Source organism: Billgrantia endophytica (assembly GCF_002879615.1).
Taxonomy (GTDB): Bacteria; Pseudomonadota; Gammaproteobacteria; order Pseudomonadales; family Halomonadaceae; genus Halomonas; species Halomonas endophytica.
In genome coordinates this window covers 72,311-89,507 of sequence record NZ_PNRF01000015.1, presented here as the reverse complement: position 1 = coordinate 89,507, position 17,197 = coordinate 72,311, and the positions used below count along the sequence as shown (strand labels likewise).

The following is a 17,197-nucleotide window of genomic DNA, read 5'->3' as shown; positions in this document are numbered from 1 at the left end:
AAAAGCGCCCGTGGAGGAGGGCCACGGGCGCCTGGACAATAGTCTTGGAAGCCGATATTCGAGGGGGGGTGCGATGTCGATCAGGCGCTGCTGCGTCTGGCCTGCTTCTTGCGTGGAATGCCCAGGCGCTGGCGACGCTCCCACAGACACTTGCGACTGATGCCCAGTTTCTGGGCGAGCTCGGTTTCGCTCATCTGATCCTGGTGCTCCAGCACGAAGTGCTGGAAGTAATCTTCCAGGGAGAGATCGTCGCCGTCTTCCTGTTCCCGCTCGATCCTTTCGACGGGGCGAAGCGGTGGCTCCTCCGGCTGACGGGTGGCCATGGGGCGCCCAGGCTTCAGGCCCAGGTCATCGGGGTGTATCAAGTGGCCCTCGGCGAGTATCACGCCGCGCTCCAGGGCATTTTCCAGTTCGCGGACATTCCCAGGCCAGGGGTAGTCGTGGATCTCGCGACGAGCGGCACGGGAGAGGCGCAGGCCACTGCGTTCATGGCGAGTGCACGCCTTCTCCAGCAGCACGTCGGCTATTACCAGCACATCTTCTTCCCTGTCGCGCAGGGGGGGCAGGTCGATCTGCATCACGTTGAGGCGGTAGTAGAGGTCCAGGCGGAACTCGCCGGTCTTTGACAGGGCGCGCAGGTCCCGGTGGGTGGCGGCGATCAGGCGGACATTCACATGACGGGTCTCCACCGAGCCGATACGGCGGATTTCGCCTTCCTGCAGCACGCGCAGCAAGCGCGCCTGGGCATCCAGTGGCAGTTCGCCAATCTCGTCGAGGAACAGGGTGCCGCCATCGGCCGCTTCGACCAGGCCGGTCCGGGCGGCGCTGGCACCGGTAAAGGCGCCCTTCTCGTGGCCGAACAGCTCGGATTCGATCAACGTTTCGGGAATGGCGGCGCAGTTCACGCAGATCAATGGCGCCGCCACGCGCCGACTTTGCTGATGAATGGCGCGTGCCACCAGCTCCTTGCCGGTGCCCGATTCCCCCTGGATCAGCACCGTGACATCGGCGGGAGCGGTCTTGCGGATGCGGGTGTAGACCGCCTGCATGGCCGGACATTCGCCGATCATCTGCTGCCGGGAGCCGCCTGCGTCGGTAATGTCGGGGGGCGTGGAGCGGTGCGACGCCTGCTGATGCAGCACTCGGGCCACGGTCTCGAGCAGTTCATCATGGTCAAAGGGCTTGGCCACGTAGTCCACTGCCCCCTGCTTGAGGGCCTCGACTGCCGAACGCATGCTGGCGTAGCTGGTCATGATCAACACGGGAACCGGCGATGCGGGCCTTATCAGCTCGGTGCCGGGTTCGCCGGGCAGCCGAAGGTCGCTGATCACCAGGTCGAAATGCTGGGGCCCCAGGGCCAGCGCCTCGTCCACCGAGCCGGCTTCGCTGACTCGGTAATCATGGCGCTCCAGCAGCCGTCGCAATGCGGTGCGGATGATGGCTTCGTCTTCAACGATCAGAATTCGGCTCATTGATGTCTTCACCATCCTGTCGTTCGGTGGGCAGCCACAGGCAGATGCGGGTACCTCGCTCCTGCCCGGGGGGCGGTGATTCGATTTCGATCCTGCCATGATGCTCGGCAATGATGCTGTAGACCAGCGGCAGGCCCAGTCCGGTTCCTTCGCCTGGCGGCTTGGTTGTTGTGAAAGGTTCGAAGAGATGATCGCGGACCCGGGCATCGAGTCCGTGCCCCTCATCGGTGACGGTCACTTTCAACAGGCTGCCTTCGGGTTCGGCGGCGATCACGATGTCGCCGCCTGGGTCACTGGCGTCCCGAGCGTTGCTGAGCAGGTTGATCATGACCTGCTGTAGTCGCTGCACATCGCCAATGACCTTAGGCTCGAGGGGGCAATGGTTATGGTACCTGACATCCTCGCCCGAGCGTGCCAGCCGGATCAAGTGCAACGCCTCATCGGCGACAGCGGCGACGGAGACCGGGACGAGGCCGGTACCGCTCACATGGCGCCCACCGTGGGCGAAGCCTACCAGCGAGCTGACGATACGCGAGACGCGATCGGTCAGCTGCTGTATCTGTTCGGCCGTCTCCAGTATCTGGGGGTCGTCCGTGTCATAGCGCAGGTTCTGGGCCAGGGACGAGATGCCGGTAATCGGGTTGCCGATCTCGTGGGCCACGCCGGCGGCAAGCTGCCCGATGGAGGCCAGGCGGGCGGCGTGCACCAGTTCATCCTCCAGCCACTTCATCTCGCTATGATCCTCGATCAAGATCACGGTCCCGCCGAGTATGTCGCCATCCGCCTTCAGTTCGGCCCGGTGCAGCGTGAGATAACGCGTGCCATCCTCGAGTTCCACGGCCTGCTTGTAGAGAGGGTCGTGCCGGTCGGCGAGCAGGCGGCCCAGCAGTTCCCCCCAGGGGGCGGGCAGGCCGTCGCGACGAGCACCGACCACGCTGGTGCCATCGATGCCGGAAAGTTCGGCCAAGGCGTCGTTCCACATGAGCAGCTCATCGTCGACACCGAAGGCACATAGGCCAACCGGCAGGCGGGTGAGGATGCGGCGATGGTAGCGACGCAGTCCATCCAACTCCCGGGCCAGGCCGGTGAGCCGCGAGCGGTAGGCCTCGAGACGGCTCTCGACGAAGTGAATGTCGTCGGTGGGCTCCTGTCCGCCGCGGCGGTAGGGCAGGTAGCGATCGACAATGTCCTGAGCCACCGAAGGGCCCATCAGGCCGGAAAGGTTGGCCTGGATACGGTCGCGAAGCCGCCGTAGCGCATAGGGGCGCCCATCCAGCGGAGAAAGCCCCAGGTCGGTGAGGGCCCGCGCCACTTCCCGCTCGGCGACTTCTTCGCCGAGTGCTCTGGCCAGTGGCTGTTTGAATTCCTCCCCCGTGGCTGCCAGCAGCGGCAATCGCTTGGGCCGGATCACGGCATCCACTGAACAGGCTTCGGCAGCCGCACGCTCGCCGTCGGACGTGTGGGTAGCCAGCGAGACGATGATGAACGTCAGACTGTTCACGGCCAGCGACACCAGGGTCACGACATACCAGTCCGGCTCATCGGCCAGCATTTCCAGGCCTGGCGGTATCAGGACGACGGCGGACAGCCCGGTCAGCAGCGGCAACCAGAGGCCCAGCAGCCAGATGAGGGTGCCGGCGATCAGTCCGGTCACCATGCCCTTCCGGTTGGCTCCCGGCCAGTAGAGCAGGGCCAGCAGCCCCGGCAGGCACTGGGCCATGCCAACGAAGGCGGCCAGCCCCAGGGTGGTGAGGTCATGGTTGACCCCGACGGTGCGGTAGAAGAGCCATCCGCCCAGAATGACGGTGGCGATCAGCGCCTGACGTAGCCAGCGCAGCCAACGGTAGAGGTTCGGTTTGGCTTCGGGCGGGTGGGCGACCAGCAGCACGTGGTTGAGGATCATGCCGGACAATGCCAGGGCGATGAGCACCATGGTGCCGCTGGTGGCCGCCAGGCCGGCGATGAATGCCAGGGCCTGGACCCAGAACGAGTCCGAAAGCCCGAAGGCCAGGTAAGCGGAGCCGATCACCTGATCGCTGCCCAGCCGTTGCCCGGCCCACAGGATCAGCGGTACCGGGATGGCCAGCAGCAGCAGGAACAGCGGCAGCGACCAGCTGGCCTGCAGCAGGGTGTGACGGGAGAGGGTTTCGGCGAAGGTGATGTGGAAGATGTGCGGCATCAGCAGAGCGGCGGCGAAGAACAGCAGCAACAGGGTCCGCCAGTGTGCCGAGTCCGGCTGGATGACCCCGGCCTGGTGCGCCTGACCGGGGCCGTCCAGCCAGACCTGCAGGTCGGCGGGGCCGTCGAAGACCACGAAAAGTGCAATGGCGCCCAGCGTCAGCATGGCCGCAAGCTTGATGATGGAAGAGAGGGCGATGATGGCCAGCAGCGTATCGTGACGGGCATGCGGGCGGCTGTGGCGTGCGCCGAAATGCATGGCAAACAGCGCAATCAAGGAACAGAAGGCCAGTGCCAGCAGAGTTGGCGAGGCGGCGCCGGTCATCAGGAAGATGGCATCGCCCAGGGTCTGTACCTGAAGGGCGAGCAGGGGAAGCACGGCGAACAGGCTGATCACGGTGATCAGGGTGCCGACCCAGCGTGAACGAAAGCGGAAGGCGAACAGGTCGGCCAATGAAGAGAGCTGGTAGGTGTGGGTCATGCGTTGGATCGGCACCAGCAGCACCGGTGCCAGCAGGAAGGCGCCGGCCACCCCCAGGTAGTAGGCCAGGTAGCCGTAGCCTGAACGGGAGGCCAGCTCCAGACTGCCGTAGATCGCCCAGGCGCTGGCGTAGACACCCAGCGCCAGGGTGTAGACCGCTGGATGCCGGGTAATGCGCCGGTCGATCCAGCCGCGCTCCACGGCCAGCGCACACAGAAACATCAAGAGCAGATAGCTGGCGCCCAAGGCGAACACGCTGGTCAGGCTAGTGCTCATCGAGCTTCCTCTTCTGCTCCAGCCACAGTGTCAGGGCAATCAGAATGCCCCAGATGACGAAGGGGCGATACCAGGCGACACCGGGGCTGGACCAGCCGCTCATCAGCAACGGCGACAGCAGGTAACCCCCGAAGACCAGCAGGAGCATGATGCGATAGACGTACATGTCGTGCTCCTTGCTCAGGCTGGGGAAGGCGGGCTGGTGGCATGGTCGTCGGCCCGCCGGGCGGGATCGGGGCTGATGCGGCCCACATCCCAGTGCGCGATCGCCCAGGCCAACTGTTCGTCGACCGGGCCGGTGGCGAGCGCCGGGGGTGGCGATTGATCCAGTGCCACCAGGGCCTGGTGCAACAGTGGGCGAACGGCGGCATCTTCCAGGGGCAGGGCTGGTGCCAGGTTCTGCTTGGAGAGCTTTTGGCCATCCCGGCTCATGATCAAGGGCAGGTGCAGGTAGCGTGGCTCCGGCAGCCCGAGGGCGTGCTGCAACTGGCGCTGCCAGGGTGTGTTGTCGAGCAGGTCGAAGCCGCGTACCACGTCGGTGATGTCCCGGTCGGCATCGTCCACCACAACGGCCAACTGGTAGGCCCAGAGACCCTCCTTGCGCTTGAGGACCACATCGCCCAGTTCGGCAGGGTCGAAGGACTGGGTGCCGAACAGCCTGTCCTCCCAGGATACCGGGCGTAGCCCCAGGTCGCTGCGCAGGCGCCAGGCCACCGGCTTGTCAGGCTCGCACACACCGTCACGACACCAGCCGGGATAGATGGGATGGTTGTGCCACTGCTTGCGCGAGCAACTGCAGGGATAGGCCAGGCCCAGGGCCTCGAGGCGCTCGAGAGCGGCGCCGTAGGCATGGTCGCGGTCATGTTGCCGGTATACCGGGCCATCCCAGTACAACCCGAAGGCCTCGAGCTGATGTTGAATGGCATCGGCGGCGCCGGGTGGGCAGCGCGGCGGATCGATATCCTCGATGCGCAGCAGCCACTCCCCGCGCGCCTGGCGGGCATCCAGGTAACTGGCTACGGCGGCGATCAGTGAGCCGAAGTGGAGTGCCCCCGAAGGGGTTGGCGCGAAGCGGCCGCGGTATGGGGTCATGGTCGACTCCCGTCGTGTGCGACTGTCACGCAAACGGGCACCCTGGGGTGCCCGTCACGACGTGCTACCCGGCTCATCGGCTTATCCGCCGAGCTGTTTTTCCTTGAGCTCCGCCAGTGTCTTGCAATCCACGCACAGGGTCGCGGTGGGACGAGCCTCCAGGCGCCTGATACCGATCTCGACGCCGCAGGCCTCGCAGAAGCCGTAGTCGTCCTCATCGATCTTCTCGATAGTCTCGTTGATCTTCTTGAGCAGTTTGCGCTCGCGATCCCGGGTGCGCAGCTCCAGGCTGAAACCCTCTTCCTGGGTAGCGCGATCGGCCGGATCGGCGTAGTTGTTCGCCTCTTCCTGCAGGTGGCGAACGGTCCGGTCCACCTCTTCCATGAGTTCCTGTTTCCAGCCCAGCAGGATCCCCCGGAAGTGCTCCAGTTGCTGCTCGTTCATGTACTCTTCACCCGGTGCCGACTCGTAAGGGGTGAATTTCTTGGGCGCTTCCGTTCTCTTGTCTGCTACTGGCATGGGATTGCCTCTTTAACTTTAGTGACTGCTGATCAATACCTGCCTCGATGCATTGCAAGGTATCTCACGCCAAAGGCATGCTTGTTTAGCGGATATTCGCCGGCTTTGCAATAGCAAGTGTTGTGTCGGCTTGGCATGGCCCTGCGTTGTCGCCGCAAAAATCAGTAGAATGATGCTATAGACCGCCTGCGATGAAAATATATCGTTTCGGCCCCAAATATTTCACTCGGGAGTCAGTTCCATGTCGTGGAATCCGCGTGTCGATCGCGTCGCCCCCTTTCGCGTGATGCGCTTGCTGGAAATTGCCCAGGCACGCGAGGCAGCCGGGCACGACGTCATCCACCTGGAAGTGGGTGAGCCGGACTTCGCAACCCCGGAGCCGGTCCTGGCCGCCGGTCGGCAGGCCCTGGCGGATGGGCAGACGCGCTATACACCTGCAACGGGCCTGCCGGCGCTGCGTGAAGCGATTGCGCGACATTACGCCGAGCACTTCGGTGCCGACGTGGATCCACGGCGCATCCTGGTCACACCCGGTGCCTCCGGTGCGCTGCTGCTGGCCAGTCAGTTGCTGGCCGGGCCCGGCGATCGCGTGCTCATGGCTGACCCCAACTACCCCTGCAATCGGCATTTCATGGCCCTGGCCGGGGCGGAGGTGGACGCCGTGCCGGTGGGGCCGGAAAGTGGCTGGCAGTTGGATGCGGCCCTGGTTGCCCGACACTGGCAGGACGATACCCGGCTGGCCATGGTGGCCTCGCCATCCAACCCGACCGGGCATATGCTCGACAAGCCACGGCTGGAGGCGGTAGCCGAAGCCGTGACACTGCGAGGGGGAGAGCTGCTGGTCGACGAGATCTACCAGGGGCTCTGCTACGATCTCGACCCGCTGTCGGTGGCGGCCATCTCGCCCGACGCCTTCGTGGTCAACAGCTTCTCGAAGTATTTCGGCATGACCGGGTGGCGCCTGGGCTGGCTGCTGGCCCCCGAAGCCGCCGTGGAACCCCTCACCCGGCTGGCCCAGAACGTCTTCCTGGCGGCTCCCACGCCTTCCCAGCACGCGGCATTGGCGGCCTTCACGCCAGAATGCCGTGATATTCTCGAGTCGCGTCGTGCCGAACTCGGACGCCGGCGTGACGCCTTGCTGGCTGGCCTCGCGCGGCTGGGGCTGGCGCCCTCGCTGCCGCCCCAGGGGGCTTTCTATCTATGGCTGGATATTTCCCGCTACAGCTGTGACAGCCAGGCCTTCTGCCAGCAACTGCTCGAAGAGGAAAACGTGGCGATCACGCCTGGGGTCGATTTCGCGCTGCTGGGTGGTGAGCGTCATGTTCGCATCGCCTTCACGGCCGGCATCTCGCGTCTCGAGGAGGCGGTGAGTCGCCTCGAGCGCTTCCTGACAAGGCGATAGGTCTCTGCCATGAAGTATCCCGCCCTGGTGCCCGGCACCCTGCTGCGCCGCTACAAGCGCTTCCTGGCCGACGTGCGGCTGATCGATGGCCGCGAGGTGGTAGCGCACTGTCCCAATACCGGTTCGATGCGGGCGGTAAACGTGCCAGGCTGTCGGGTGTGGCTGACGCCCAGCGACGACCCGGCGCGCAAGCTGGCCTGGACCTGGGAACTGATCGAGCTACCGCAGCCGGACGGCCGCATGGCGCTGGCTTCGGTGCATACCGGGCGCGCCAACCGCATCGTCGAGGAGGCGCTGCGTGACGACCGGATACCGACCCTGGCCGGCTATGCCGCACTGAAGCGCGAGGCCAAGGTGACATACGAAGGAGGCCGGAAGGCCGCCCGGCTCGATTTCCGCCTGGACGATCCGCAGAAGGGCTCTGCCTACGTCGAGGTCAAGCAGGTTACCCTGAAGGAGGTCGATGGCCACGGCTACTTCCCCGATGCGGTGAGCGAGCGGGGCAAGAAGCATCTCGATGCGCTGGTTGCTCTCGCCGCGCAGGGGCATCGTGCCGTACTGCTTTTCTGCGTGGCGCATGAAGGGATCGGCGATGTGGCACCCGCCGACCACCTGGATCCGGCCTACGGGGCTGCGCTGCGGCAAGCGGCAACACGAGGCGTGGAAGTGGTGGCCCATGGCTGCGGGTTTGAACGGCAGGGAGAACTTCCGACCGTCATTCGCCTGGGAGAGCCATTGCCGGTATCACTCACCCGCCAGTTGGATGTCACCCTCGGCATCGATTGAGATCGCGACTGGCGTCAAGTGGCGCCCCTGGCAGGGGCCGAAGACGCATTCGCCGGTATCGGGCAGGAACAGGGCGCCGTGCATGGCGCACTGGATCAGTTCACCCCCTGCCTCGAGAAAGACGTCGGCCTCGACCTGCAGCGACAGGTCCTGGTGGGGGCAGCGGTTCTCGAAAGCGCTGACATTGCCGTGCACCCGAACCAGCAGCAGCTCCCGCCCATCGGGGAGATGGACCCCCAGGGCCGAGGTGGCATCCAGCTGACGCAGGTGGGCGATGGGAATACTCGCCGTCGATGTCATTCGCGCTCGATATAGAAGCGCTGGATGAAACTCACCCTGGCAGGCTCCCGGTTGCGGTCATAGCGCACCTGAAGGTCGAAGCGCATCGGCTCGTCCTCGATGATGCGAAAGGTCGCGATTTGTGACTGGGCATCGCCGTCGCGCAGGGAGCGGAAGGAGAGCGACGCTGGCGAGGTGCTGCCGACTTCACCGACCTCGCCGGTGACCGGCGCATTGACCGGGCGGGTGGTGCCGTCCTCGAGCTCTTCCAGCACGCTGACATTGAGCAGCGCCATGGCCGGGCTGCGCTGAATGCCGTGGTTGGCAGCCACTTCCGGGCTGAGAAAGCTGGTGCTGACGGCGCTGTAGTGTATCTGATGGTTGCCCACCTGCTCGTACTGCTGGGCCTGCAAGGGAAGCGCCAGGCAGAGCAGCAGCAGGCCAGCCAGATGGGTCGGGGCGGTTCGATGTCTCATCATGATTCCCTCTTGTCGCGGTCAAGGCACCGTGAAAGTGTCGCGTCGGACTCAGTCCTGCCGTCGGCTGATGCGGAAGATGGCGATTTCTCCGAACAGGTTGGGCCGCCAGCGTGAGGTCCAGTGACCTTCGTGGTCGCGAATGCCCACCGCACGGTCGGTGATGACCAGGTCCTTCTCGCGACACAGGTGCTCGAAGTCGTTGAAGGTCGACAGGTGGATGTTGGGCGTATCGTACCAGGCGTGGGGCAGGGATTTGGAGACTGGCATATAGCCGCGAATGCCCAGGTGTACCCGGTGTCGCCAGTAGGCGAAGTTGGGGAAGGTGATGATGCACTCATTGGCGACACGCAGCATCTCGTCGAGCATGCGGTCGGGCCGGCGCAGTGCCTGCAATGCCTGGGTCATCACCACCAGGTCGTAGGTATCGTCCTCGAAGTTGACCAGCCCCTCGTCGAGGTTCTGTTCGATGACGCTGACTCCCTTCCCGATACAGGCGGTAATGCCCTCGGGGTCGATCTCCAGCCCGTAGCCACTGACTCCCTTGTCACGGGCCAGGGCCTCGAGCAGGGTGCCGTCGCCACAGGCCAGGTCGAGGATATGGGCACCTTGGGGTATCCAGCGATGGATCAGTTCCAGGTCGGCTCGCATCATGCGTGCTCCTCCAGGCCCAGCTCTCGGGCGGCCCGGGACATGAAGGCGCCAAAGACCGACTGGTAGCGGGGCTCCGGCAGCAGGAAGGCGTCATGCCCATGAGGGGAGTCGATGTTCACGTAGCTCACCGACTTGCCGGCACGAATCAGGGCGTTTGCCAGTTCCCTGGAGCGTGACGGAGGGAACCGCCAGTCGCTGGTGAAGCTGACTACCAGGAAGGGGCATTCCGCGGGTGCCACGGCCCTGGCCAGTACGCCACCATGCACGGCGGCCGGGTCGAAGTAGTCCAGGGCCTTGGTCATCAGCAGGTAGGTATTGGCATCGAATGAGCTGGAGAAGGTATCGCCTTGATGGCGCAGGTAGGATTCGACCTGGAACTCCACGTCATAGCCGAAGTTGAGATCCTCGCTGCGCAGGTCGCGGCCGAACTTGCTGCCCATCGCGTCTTCCGACAGATAGGTGATATGGCCCACCATGCGTGCCAGCTTGAGGCCACGGCGCGGTACGGTGCCGTGCTCGTCATACCAGCCGTTATGGAAGTCGGGGTCGGAGCGAATGGCCTGCCGGGCCACCTCGTTGAAGGCGATGTTCTGTGCCGACAGCTTGGGGGTGGCGGCGATGACCACGGCGTTGGCGATGCGCTCGGGGTAGGTCAGCGCCCACTGCAGTGCCTGCATTCCGCCCAGGCTGCCGCCGATCACCGCGGCGAAGCGCTCGATGCCCAGGCGGTCGGCCAGGCGTGCCTGGCTGTGCACCCAGTCGCCGACGGTCACCATCGGGAAGTCCGGACCCCACTGCCGGCCGGTATCGGGGTTTTCGCTCACCGGGCCCGTGCTGCCGTGGCAGCCGCCCAGGTTGTTCAGCGACACCACGAAGAAACGGTTGGTGTCGATGGACTTGCCGGGCCCGATATGGGCATCCCACCAGCCTGGCTTGTGCTCGTCGGCTGCATGATAGCCGGCCGCATGGTGGTGACCCGACAGGGCATGACAGATCAGCACCGCATTGGTGCCTTCGGCGTTGAGCGTGCCATAGGTTTCATACACGAGGTCGTAGGCCGGCAGGGTCTTGCCGCAGGCCAGAGCCAGGGGGTCGTCGAAGTGCGCCGTCTGAGGCGCTACCAGGCCGACCGAGTCGCAGGGAAACTCGGGCATTTGTCGTTCTTTGTCCAGTCGTTGAGGTCCGGCGCGGGCGGACAAGGGCTCACAGGCCAACCAGTGCGCCGGCGATGCCGGCGGCACGGGTCAGCGAACCAACCACGATACCATCGATGATACTGATGGCGATGAAAACCACGATCGGTGACAGGTCGATCATGCCCAGCGGGGGGATCACCTTGCGCACCGGGGCCATGATCGGCTCCACCAACTGCATGACCAGCAGCGCCCCGGGGTGGCTGGCGTTCGGGGCGACCCAGCTGAGGATGATCATCACGATCAGGGCGAAGAAATAGATCTTCAGAATGGCGTTGGCAACGGCGGCCAAGGCACCGATGGCGACATCAGCCACAGGCGGCATGCCGAAGCCCGCGATCTGCAGGATCACCACGATACTCACCGCCTTGAGTACGAAGGCGGCTGCCAGGGTCGCCATGTCGAAGCGGCCCATCACCGGGCCGAGAAACCCCTGGAAGGGCCGAACCACCGGCTGGGTGATTTTCACCACCGACTGGCTGATGGGGTTGTAATAGTCGGCATGTGACGCCTGCAGAAGAAAGCGCAGCATCATCAGGAACAAGTAGATGTTGATCAGGGTGTTGACCAGCAGCAGGCCAGCATTTCCCATGTTGGACTCCTTTTCAATTTTTGGGAGGCCGCCGCGGTCTGCGGACGGACTCGAAAAGCTAGCGCTGGCCGAATTCGTCGGCCATTTCGCGGGCGCGCCTGGCGCAGGCTTCCATCGCCTTGGCCATGGTGTCACGCAGGCCGGCATGCTCAAGATACTCGACGGCACGCTCGGTGGTACCGCCCGGCGACATCACGTTGCGCTTGAGCCGTGCCGGGGTCAGGTCGCTGCCCTGGGCCATGCGGGCGGCGCCGAGTGCCGTCTGGAGCGCCAGGCGGCGGGCGGTTTCTGCGGACAGGCCCAGCTTGACGCCTGCTTCCTCCATGGCTTCGAACATCAGGAAGAAATAAGCGGGGCCACTGCCGGATACGGCGGTGACCGCGTCCAGCAGCCCTTCTTCTTCGACCCACTCGACCAGGCCTACGGCCTCGAGCAGCCCAGTGGCCTGGGTGCGCTGTTCCTCGCTGACCTGCGGCGAGGCGAACAGACCAGCGGCCCCGGCGCCGACCAGCGAGGGGGTATTGGGCATGCAACGGATCAATGGCAAGTCGCCACCCAGCCAAGCCTGCAGGGTGTCGGCGTCGAGACCCGCGGCGACCGAGATGATCAGCGGGCGCTGGCGCTGCAGGGTATCACGCAGCCCTTCGCAGACGTCACGCATGACCTGAGGCTTGACCGCCAGCACGACGATATCGGCGTCGCGAACTGCCGTCGTGTTGTCGGTGTTGGTGCGAATACCGTAGCGCTCGTGGATGGGCTCAAGGAATGCATCGCTGGGCGATGTGGCGGTAATGGCGGTGGCCGGATGCCCGTTGCTGATCATTCCGCCGATGATGGCGCTGGCCATGTTGCCGGCGCCGATGAAGGTGACTCTGCTGGCCATGCGATCTGTCCTTTTTCTGATTTGACGCGCATCGGCCATCGGCCGGCACGCACGTGTGTCGTTAGTGGGCCACGGTGCCTCGTTCGCCGAAAATGGCTGTGCCCAGTCGCACCAGGGTGGCGCCTTCCAGCACGGCGGCCTCCAGGTCGGCACTCATGCCCATCGACAGCGTATCCAGCGGCGCGTCGGGGAATCGTTCCCGCAGCATTTCCAGGGCCTGGCGGAGCCGAGCCAGGGGTTTCCGCTGGGCCGCCATGTCCTCGGCCGGGGCGGGAATGGCCATCAGGCCCCGTAGCCGCAGGGCCGGCATCTTGAGCACGGCTGCAGCCAGCTCTGGTAGTTCGTCGACCATCACGCCCGATTTGCTCGTCTCGGCGCTGATATTGACCTGAAGGCAGACATTCAGCGGCTCCAGACTGGCCGGGCGCTGATCGTTCAGGCGTCGGGCAATCTTCTCCCGGTCTACGCTATGCACCCAGGAAAAGTGCTCGGCAACCTCCCGGGTCTTGTTGGACTGCAGCGGACCGATGAAATGCCAGACGATATCCTCCAGATCCGACAGCTCGGCCTGCTTGGCCAGTGCTTCCTGGAGGTAGTTCTCACCAAAGTCCCGTTGTCCCGACTGCCAGGCTGCCCGAATCATGCCGGCAGGCTTTGTCTTGCTGACGGCCAACAGGCGTGCGTCATCGGCGGGTCGTCCAGCGTTGACCAGCGCCTGGGCCAGCCGCCTGCGCGTTGCCGCCAATGACTCGGAAAGAATGAGATCTGTCATGTCGCTCACATGGCGTCCATCACGTCGAGAGGTCTGGCATACTGAAGAGATCCTTGCCCGGGAGTAGGGGAACCGCATGGATATTACCGAACTGCTGGCGTTCTCGGCAAAGCAGAACGCCTCCGACCTGCATCTGTCGGCCGGGTTGCCACCCATGATCCGTGTCGATGGCGACATCCGCCGGCTCAATGTCCCGGCCATGGAAGACCGCGAAGTCCGCAAGCTGATCTACGACATCATGGGGGACCGGCAGCGCCGCGACTACGAGGAATTTCTCGAAACCGACTTCTCCTTCGAAGTGCCGGGGGTCGCGCGCTTTCGCGTCAATGCCTTCCGTCAGGCCCGAGGCGCCGGGGCGGTTTTCCGCACCATTCCCAGTGACGTGCTGACAATGGCCGATCTGGGGCTGGGCGACGTTTTCCGTCGCCTGGCACTGCTGCCCCGCGGCCTGGTGCTGGTAACGGGTCCTACCGGCTCGGGCAAGAGCACCACCCTTGCCGCGATGATCGACTATATCAACGATCACCGCTACGACCATATCCTTACCATCGAAGACCCGATTGAATTCGTTCACCGCAGCAGGCGCTGCCTGATCAATCAGCGGGAGGTGCATCGCGATACCCATGGTTTCTCCCAGGCGCTGCGGAGCGCCCTGCGCGAGGATCCGGACGTGATCCTGGTCGGCGAGCTGCGTGACCTGGATACCATCCGGCTGGCGCTGACAGCCGCCGAGACCGGCCATCTGGTATTCGGCACGCTGCACACCACCTCGGCCGCCAAGACCATCGACCGCATCATCGATGTCTTTCCGGGTGACGAGAAGGCCATGGTGCGCTCGATGCTCTCCGAGTCGCTGCAGGGGGTGATCTCACAGACCCTGCTCAAGCGTCAGAGCGGGGGCCGCGTGGCGGCTCACGAGATACTCATCGCTACCGCGGCGGTTCGCAACCTTATCCGCGAGGATAAGGTGGCGCAGATCTACTCGGCCATCCAGACAGGCGGAAGCCTGGGCATGCAGACCCTGGACGCCGCCCTGGCCCAACTGATCTCCGATAACGTGGTGGATCGGGCAGAGGCCCAGGCGCGCGCCAAAAGCACGCTGGCGTAAAGTAAGAAGGTATCGATAGGCCAAGGCAAACGACCTGCGCATGATGATCAAGTACGGCGACGAGGGCAGCGACACGTTGGCCAAGGTACAGGGTACGGCGCGCAGGCTAGCCCTGCGAGACGAGGACGATTTCTAGAATGCGATTTGCCCAGGCCTAGTGGAACGCTCTTTCAATGAAACGGAATCACGGCGCATAGACACCGCCGAGCACGCGCGGGCCGGCGGCACCGGTGACGCTGGGCAGGTTGCCTGGCAGCCCCTGGAGCCGCCGCCAGGCGAGCCAGGCGAAGGCGCCCGCTTCCAGCCAATCGGCCGGCCAGCCCCAGTCGACGCTGGGCACCAGCGGCGTCTCGGGCATGTGGCGCGCCAGGCGTGCCAGCAGGTTCGGGTTGTGGGCGCCACCGCCGCAGGGAATCAGGGCGGCCGCTGGCGGTGCATCGAGCCGTTCGCGAGCCATCTCCACGCCAAGCGCGATGCTGGTAGCGGTGAGTTCCGCCAAGGTGGCTTGTACGTCCTCCGTCGCTTCCTGTCCCGTCAGGTGGTGTGCCAGCCAGCCGAGATGAAAGACTTCTCGGCCAGTGCTGCGCGGCGGCGGACGGTGGAAGAAGGGCTCGGTCAGCAAGCGCTCCAGCAGGGCTGCATCGACTCGTCCCGAGGCGGCCCAGGCGCCGTCCGGGTCGAAGCGGCCGCCGCGATGGCGGGCGTGCCAGCCATCCAGCAAGACGTTGGCGGGGCCGGTATCGAAGCCGATGACATCGGTGTCACTCTCGGCCGGTGGCAGCAGCGTCAGGTTGGCGAAGCCGCCCAGGTTGAGCACCATCAGCCACTCCCTCTTCCGGCGAAACAGCGCTTCATGAAAAGCGGGGGCCAGGGGAGCCGCCTGCCCGCCGGCGGCCAGGTCGCGGCGGCGGAAGTCCGCCACCACGGTGCAGCCGCTCAGTTCGGCCAGCAGGCTGGGGTTGTCCAGTTGCAGGGTGTAGGCAGGGCCCTTGTCATGGCCCCTGCCATGCCCCCAGGGGGCATGCTCGATGGTCTGGCCATGGCTGCCGATTGCCACGATGGCATCGGGAGGCGTGTCGTTGGCGGCAAGCAGGCGCTCCACGGCAGTTGCCTGCAGGCGACAGAAGGCATCCTCGGTGGACGCCAGTTCGGCAAACTCGACGCGCTCGGCCTGGCAGAGTCGCAGCAATGGCTCGCGCAGCGCCTCCGGCATGGGCTCGGCGTGGGTGGCGAGCAGGCGCGCCTTGCCGGCACCGTCGATTTCCACCAGGGCGGCATCGATGCCGTCGAGACTGGTGCCGGACATCAGGCCGATGAACAGTGTCATTCCTCTACTCCAGTTGCTGAGCCCCCTCCGCGAGGCGCCAAGTCATGCTAACATTCTGCCCCATTCAATGGACCCTGCGGGCAGGGCCTGGCAACTGTATTGTGTGGAGTCGGAGACGATGACCGATGTCGCGAGCGCGCTGGCGCTTCTGAAGCGTGGCACCCACGAGATCCTGATCGAGGGCGAGCTGGTCAAGAAGCTCGAGTCCGGGCGCAAGCTGCGTATCAAGGCGGGTTTCGATCCCACCGCCCCTGACCTGCACCTCGGTCATAGCGTGCTGTTGACCAAGATGCGACTGTTTCAGGAGCTCGGGCACGAGGTCATCTTCCTCATCGGCGATTTCACCGGACGCATCGGCGATCCCACCGGCAAGAACGTCACGCGCAAGCCGCTTACCGAGGAGGAGGTCCGCGCCAACGCCGAGACCTACAGGGAGCAGGTGTTCAAGATCCTCGATCCCGAGAAGACCGAGGTACGCTTCAACTCGGAGTGGTTCTCCGCCATGACCGCGGCCGACATGATCGAGCTGGCCGGTCAGAGCACCGTGGCACGCATGCTCGAGCGAGACGACTTCGACAAGCGCTACAAGTCCAGCCAGCCGATCTCCATTCATGAGTTTCTCTATCCGCTGGTGCAGGGCTACGACTCGGTGGCGCTCAAGGCCGACGTGGAAATGGGTGGCACCGACCAGAAATTCAACCTGCTGATGGGACGCGAGATCCAGAAGCACTTCGGCATGGAGCCCCAGGTCGTCATCACCATGCCGCTGCTCGAGGGCCTCGACGGCGTACAGAAGATGTCCAAGTCGCTGGGCAACTATGTCGGCGTGGATGAGGCGCCCGGCTCCATGTTCAATAAACTGGTTTCTCTGCCCGACAGCCTGATGTGGCGCTACTTCGAGCTGCTCTCGCTGAAGAGCAACGAGGAGATCGAGGACCTCAAGCGCGATGCCGAGCAGGGCGCCAACCCTCGTGACATCAAGATGGTGCTGGCACGCGAATTGATCGCTCGCTATCACGGCGAAGAGGCCGCGGCCAATGCCCACAAGTCTGCCGGCAACCAACTGGCCGAGGGCGAGCTCCCCGAGGACCTGCCCGATGTCGAGGTCGATTTCGAAGGCAGTCCCCAGGCACCCATCGCCGCCGTGCTCAACCGTTCGGGGCTGGCCAACAACAGCGCCCAGGCCAAGGACATGCTGGGCAATGGCCGGGTCAAGGTCGATGGCGAGGTGGTCGCCAAGGACCATATGCTCGATATCGGCAAGAGCTATGTGATCCAGGCAGGCAAGAAGCGCTATGCGCGGGTGACCCTACGCTGAGTCCAATGCGTCTGTTTCCAGTGTCATTGATTGCAAGTCAGTTGCCCTGCCAACGCCCGCCATGTGCGGGCGTTGTCGTCTCTGGGCTGGGTATTCCATCCACAGGTACCTGGCCCAAAGGCTTGTGGAAAACGCCTGTGGATGGTTTGGCTGCTCATCGTTCTGTCATTGGCCGGTCATCTTCCTGAAATTTTTTTACAAGGCCCCTTGCAGGGGGGCGGGGAAAGCCGTAAAGTACGCATCCGCTGCCGGCAACGGCTAACGTTGCCAGCGGTGGAAGTGGAGAAAGTGCTTGTTTCTGTTTGGTTTTTTCGAATCGGTTAGAGTGATTCGCGATTGACAGAAGCGCCGGAGACGGTAGAATGCACGCCACGCTGAAGGCCGCCGGC

The 17,197-nt window shown here is 64.5% G+C and carries 18 protein-coding genes; 4 read left to right on the top strand and 14 right to left on the bottom strand.

The annotated features are described in order from the left end of the window. Window positions 1-80: 80 nt before the first annotated feature. The 5 genes from C1H69_RS08325 to dksA form a co-directional block, all read right to left on the bottom strand. Complete coding sequence (locus tag C1H69_RS08325; protein WP_102652940.1) at window positions 81-1,472, bottom strand: sigma-54-dependent transcriptional regulator; 1,392 nt, start codon at window positions 1,470-1,472, stop codon at window positions 81-83. Next, entirely contained in the window at window positions 1,450-4,407 is a 2,958-nt protein-coding gene (locus tag C1H69_RS08320; protein ID WP_102652939.1) for an ATP-binding protein, read from the bottom strand. Before C1H69_RS08320 ends, C1H69_RS08325 begins: the two co-directional genes overlap by 23 nt. Continuing rightward, window positions 4,397-4,573, bottom strand: coding sequence for a hypothetical protein (locus tag C1H69_RS23545; RefSeq protein WP_165789442.1), 177 nt, complete (start codon window positions 4,571-4,573; stop codon window positions 4,397-4,399). Before C1H69_RS23545 ends, C1H69_RS08320 begins: the two co-directional genes overlap by 11 nt. Before the next feature lie 14 nt (window positions 4,574-4,587). Next, the gene (gene gluQRS / locus C1H69_RS08315) at window positions 4,588-5,499 is read right to left on the bottom strand and encodes a tRNA glutamyl-Q(34) synthetase GluQRS (protein WP_102652938.1); all 912 of its coding nucleotides are present in this window, start codon (window positions 5,497-5,499) and stop codon (window positions 4,588-4,590) included. A gap of 81 nt (window positions 5,500-5,580) precedes the next feature. After that, entirely contained in the window at window positions 5,581-6,018 is a 438-nt protein-coding gene (gene dksA / locus C1H69_RS08310) for an RNA polymerase-binding protein DksA (RefSeq protein ID WP_102652937.1), read from the bottom strand. Window positions 6,019-6,259: 241 nt separating this feature from the next. On the opposite strand from dksA, the gene C1H69_RS08305 reads away from it, so the two are divergent. Further along, window positions 6,260-7,420, top strand: coding sequence for a pyridoxal phosphate-dependent aminotransferase (locus C1H69_RS08305; RefSeq protein WP_102652936.1), 1,161 nt, complete (start codon window positions 6,260-6,262; stop codon window positions 7,418-7,420). 9 nt (window positions 7,421-7,429) lie between these two features. Further along, on the top strand, window positions 7,430-8,206 hold the full coding sequence (sfsA, locus tag C1H69_RS08300; protein ID WP_102652935.1) for a DNA/RNA nuclease SfsA: 777 nt from the start codon (window positions 7,430-7,432) through the stop codon (window positions 8,204-8,206). Here the strand turns inward: sfsA and C1H69_RS08295 are convergent. From C1H69_RS08295 to C1H69_RS08265, 7 genes are all read right to left on the bottom strand, one after another. Further along, the gene (locus tag C1H69_RS08295; RefSeq protein WP_102652934.1) at window positions 8,165-8,506 is read right to left on the bottom strand and encodes a Rieske (2Fe-2S) protein; all 342 of its coding nucleotides are present in this window, start codon (window positions 8,504-8,506) and stop codon (window positions 8,165-8,167) included. The two genes, sfsA and C1H69_RS08295, sit on opposite strands and share 42 nt — an antisense overlap. Next, window positions 8,503-8,964: a DUF4426 domain-containing protein gene (locus C1H69_RS08290; protein ID WP_102652933.1), complete on the bottom strand. Its 462-nt coding sequence runs from the start codon at window positions 8,962-8,964 to the stop codon at window positions 8,503-8,505. The genes C1H69_RS08295 and C1H69_RS08290 overlap by 4 nt, the downstream gene beginning before the upstream one ends. Window positions 8,965-9,012: 48 nt before the next feature. Beyond that, on the bottom strand, window positions 9,013-9,612 hold the full coding sequence (gene metW / locus C1H69_RS08285; protein WP_102652983.1) for a methionine biosynthesis protein MetW: 600 nt from the start codon (window positions 9,610-9,612) through the stop codon (window positions 9,013-9,015). Next, complete coding sequence (gene metX, locus C1H69_RS08280; protein WP_102652932.1) at window positions 9,612-10,769, bottom strand: homoserine O-succinyltransferase MetX; 1,158 nt, start codon at window positions 10,767-10,769, stop codon at window positions 9,612-9,614. Before metX ends, metW begins: the two co-directional genes overlap by 1 nt. 49 nt (window positions 10,770-10,818) lie before the next feature. Next, complete coding sequence (locus tag C1H69_RS08275; protein ID WP_102652931.1) at window positions 10,819-11,400, bottom strand: YggT family protein; 582 nt, start codon at window positions 11,398-11,400, stop codon at window positions 10,819-10,821. Window positions 11,401-11,458: 58 nt separating this feature from the next. Next, window positions 11,459-12,283, bottom strand: a complete 825-nt coding sequence (gene proC, locus C1H69_RS08270; RefSeq protein WP_102652930.1) for a pyrroline-5-carboxylate reductase — start codon at window positions 12,281-12,283, stop codon at window positions 11,459-11,461. Window positions 12,284-12,344: 61 nt separating this feature from the next. Then, window positions 12,345-13,055: a YggS family pyridoxal phosphate-dependent enzyme gene (locus C1H69_RS08265; RefSeq protein ID WP_102652982.1), complete on the bottom strand. Its 711-nt coding sequence runs from the start codon at window positions 13,053-13,055 to the stop codon at window positions 12,345-12,347. A 76-nt stretch (window positions 13,056-13,131) separates the two neighbouring features. Between C1H69_RS08265 and C1H69_RS08260 the strand changes: the two genes are divergently transcribed. Continuing rightward, window positions 13,132-14,163, top strand: coding sequence for a type IV pilus twitching motility protein PilT (locus tag C1H69_RS08260; protein WP_102652929.1), 1,032 nt, complete (start codon window positions 13,132-13,134; stop codon window positions 14,161-14,163). Window positions 14,164-14,347: 184 nt separating this feature from the next. Here C1H69_RS08260 and C1H69_RS08255 read toward each other — a convergent pair whose 3' ends face one another. Then, a complete protein-coding gene (locus tag C1H69_RS08255) occupies window positions 14,348-15,490 on the bottom strand; it encodes an anhydro-N-acetylmuramic acid kinase (protein ID WP_102652928.1) in 1,143 nt (380 codons plus the stop codon). Between the two features lie 118 nt (window positions 15,491-15,608). Here C1H69_RS08255 and tyrS point away from each other — a divergent pair, with 118 nt between their 5' ends. Further along, window positions 15,609-16,808: a tyrosine--tRNA ligase gene (tyrS, locus tag C1H69_RS08250; RefSeq protein WP_102652927.1), complete on the top strand. Its 1,200-nt coding sequence runs from the start codon at window positions 15,609-15,611 to the stop codon at window positions 16,806-16,808. 154 nt (window positions 16,809-16,962) lie between these two features. Here tyrS and C1H69_RS23795 read toward each other — a convergent pair. Next, a partial coding sequence (locus tag C1H69_RS23795) for a hypothetical protein (RefSeq protein ID WP_205738438.1) occupies window positions 16,963-17,197 on the bottom strand: 235 nt, incomplete at its 5' end.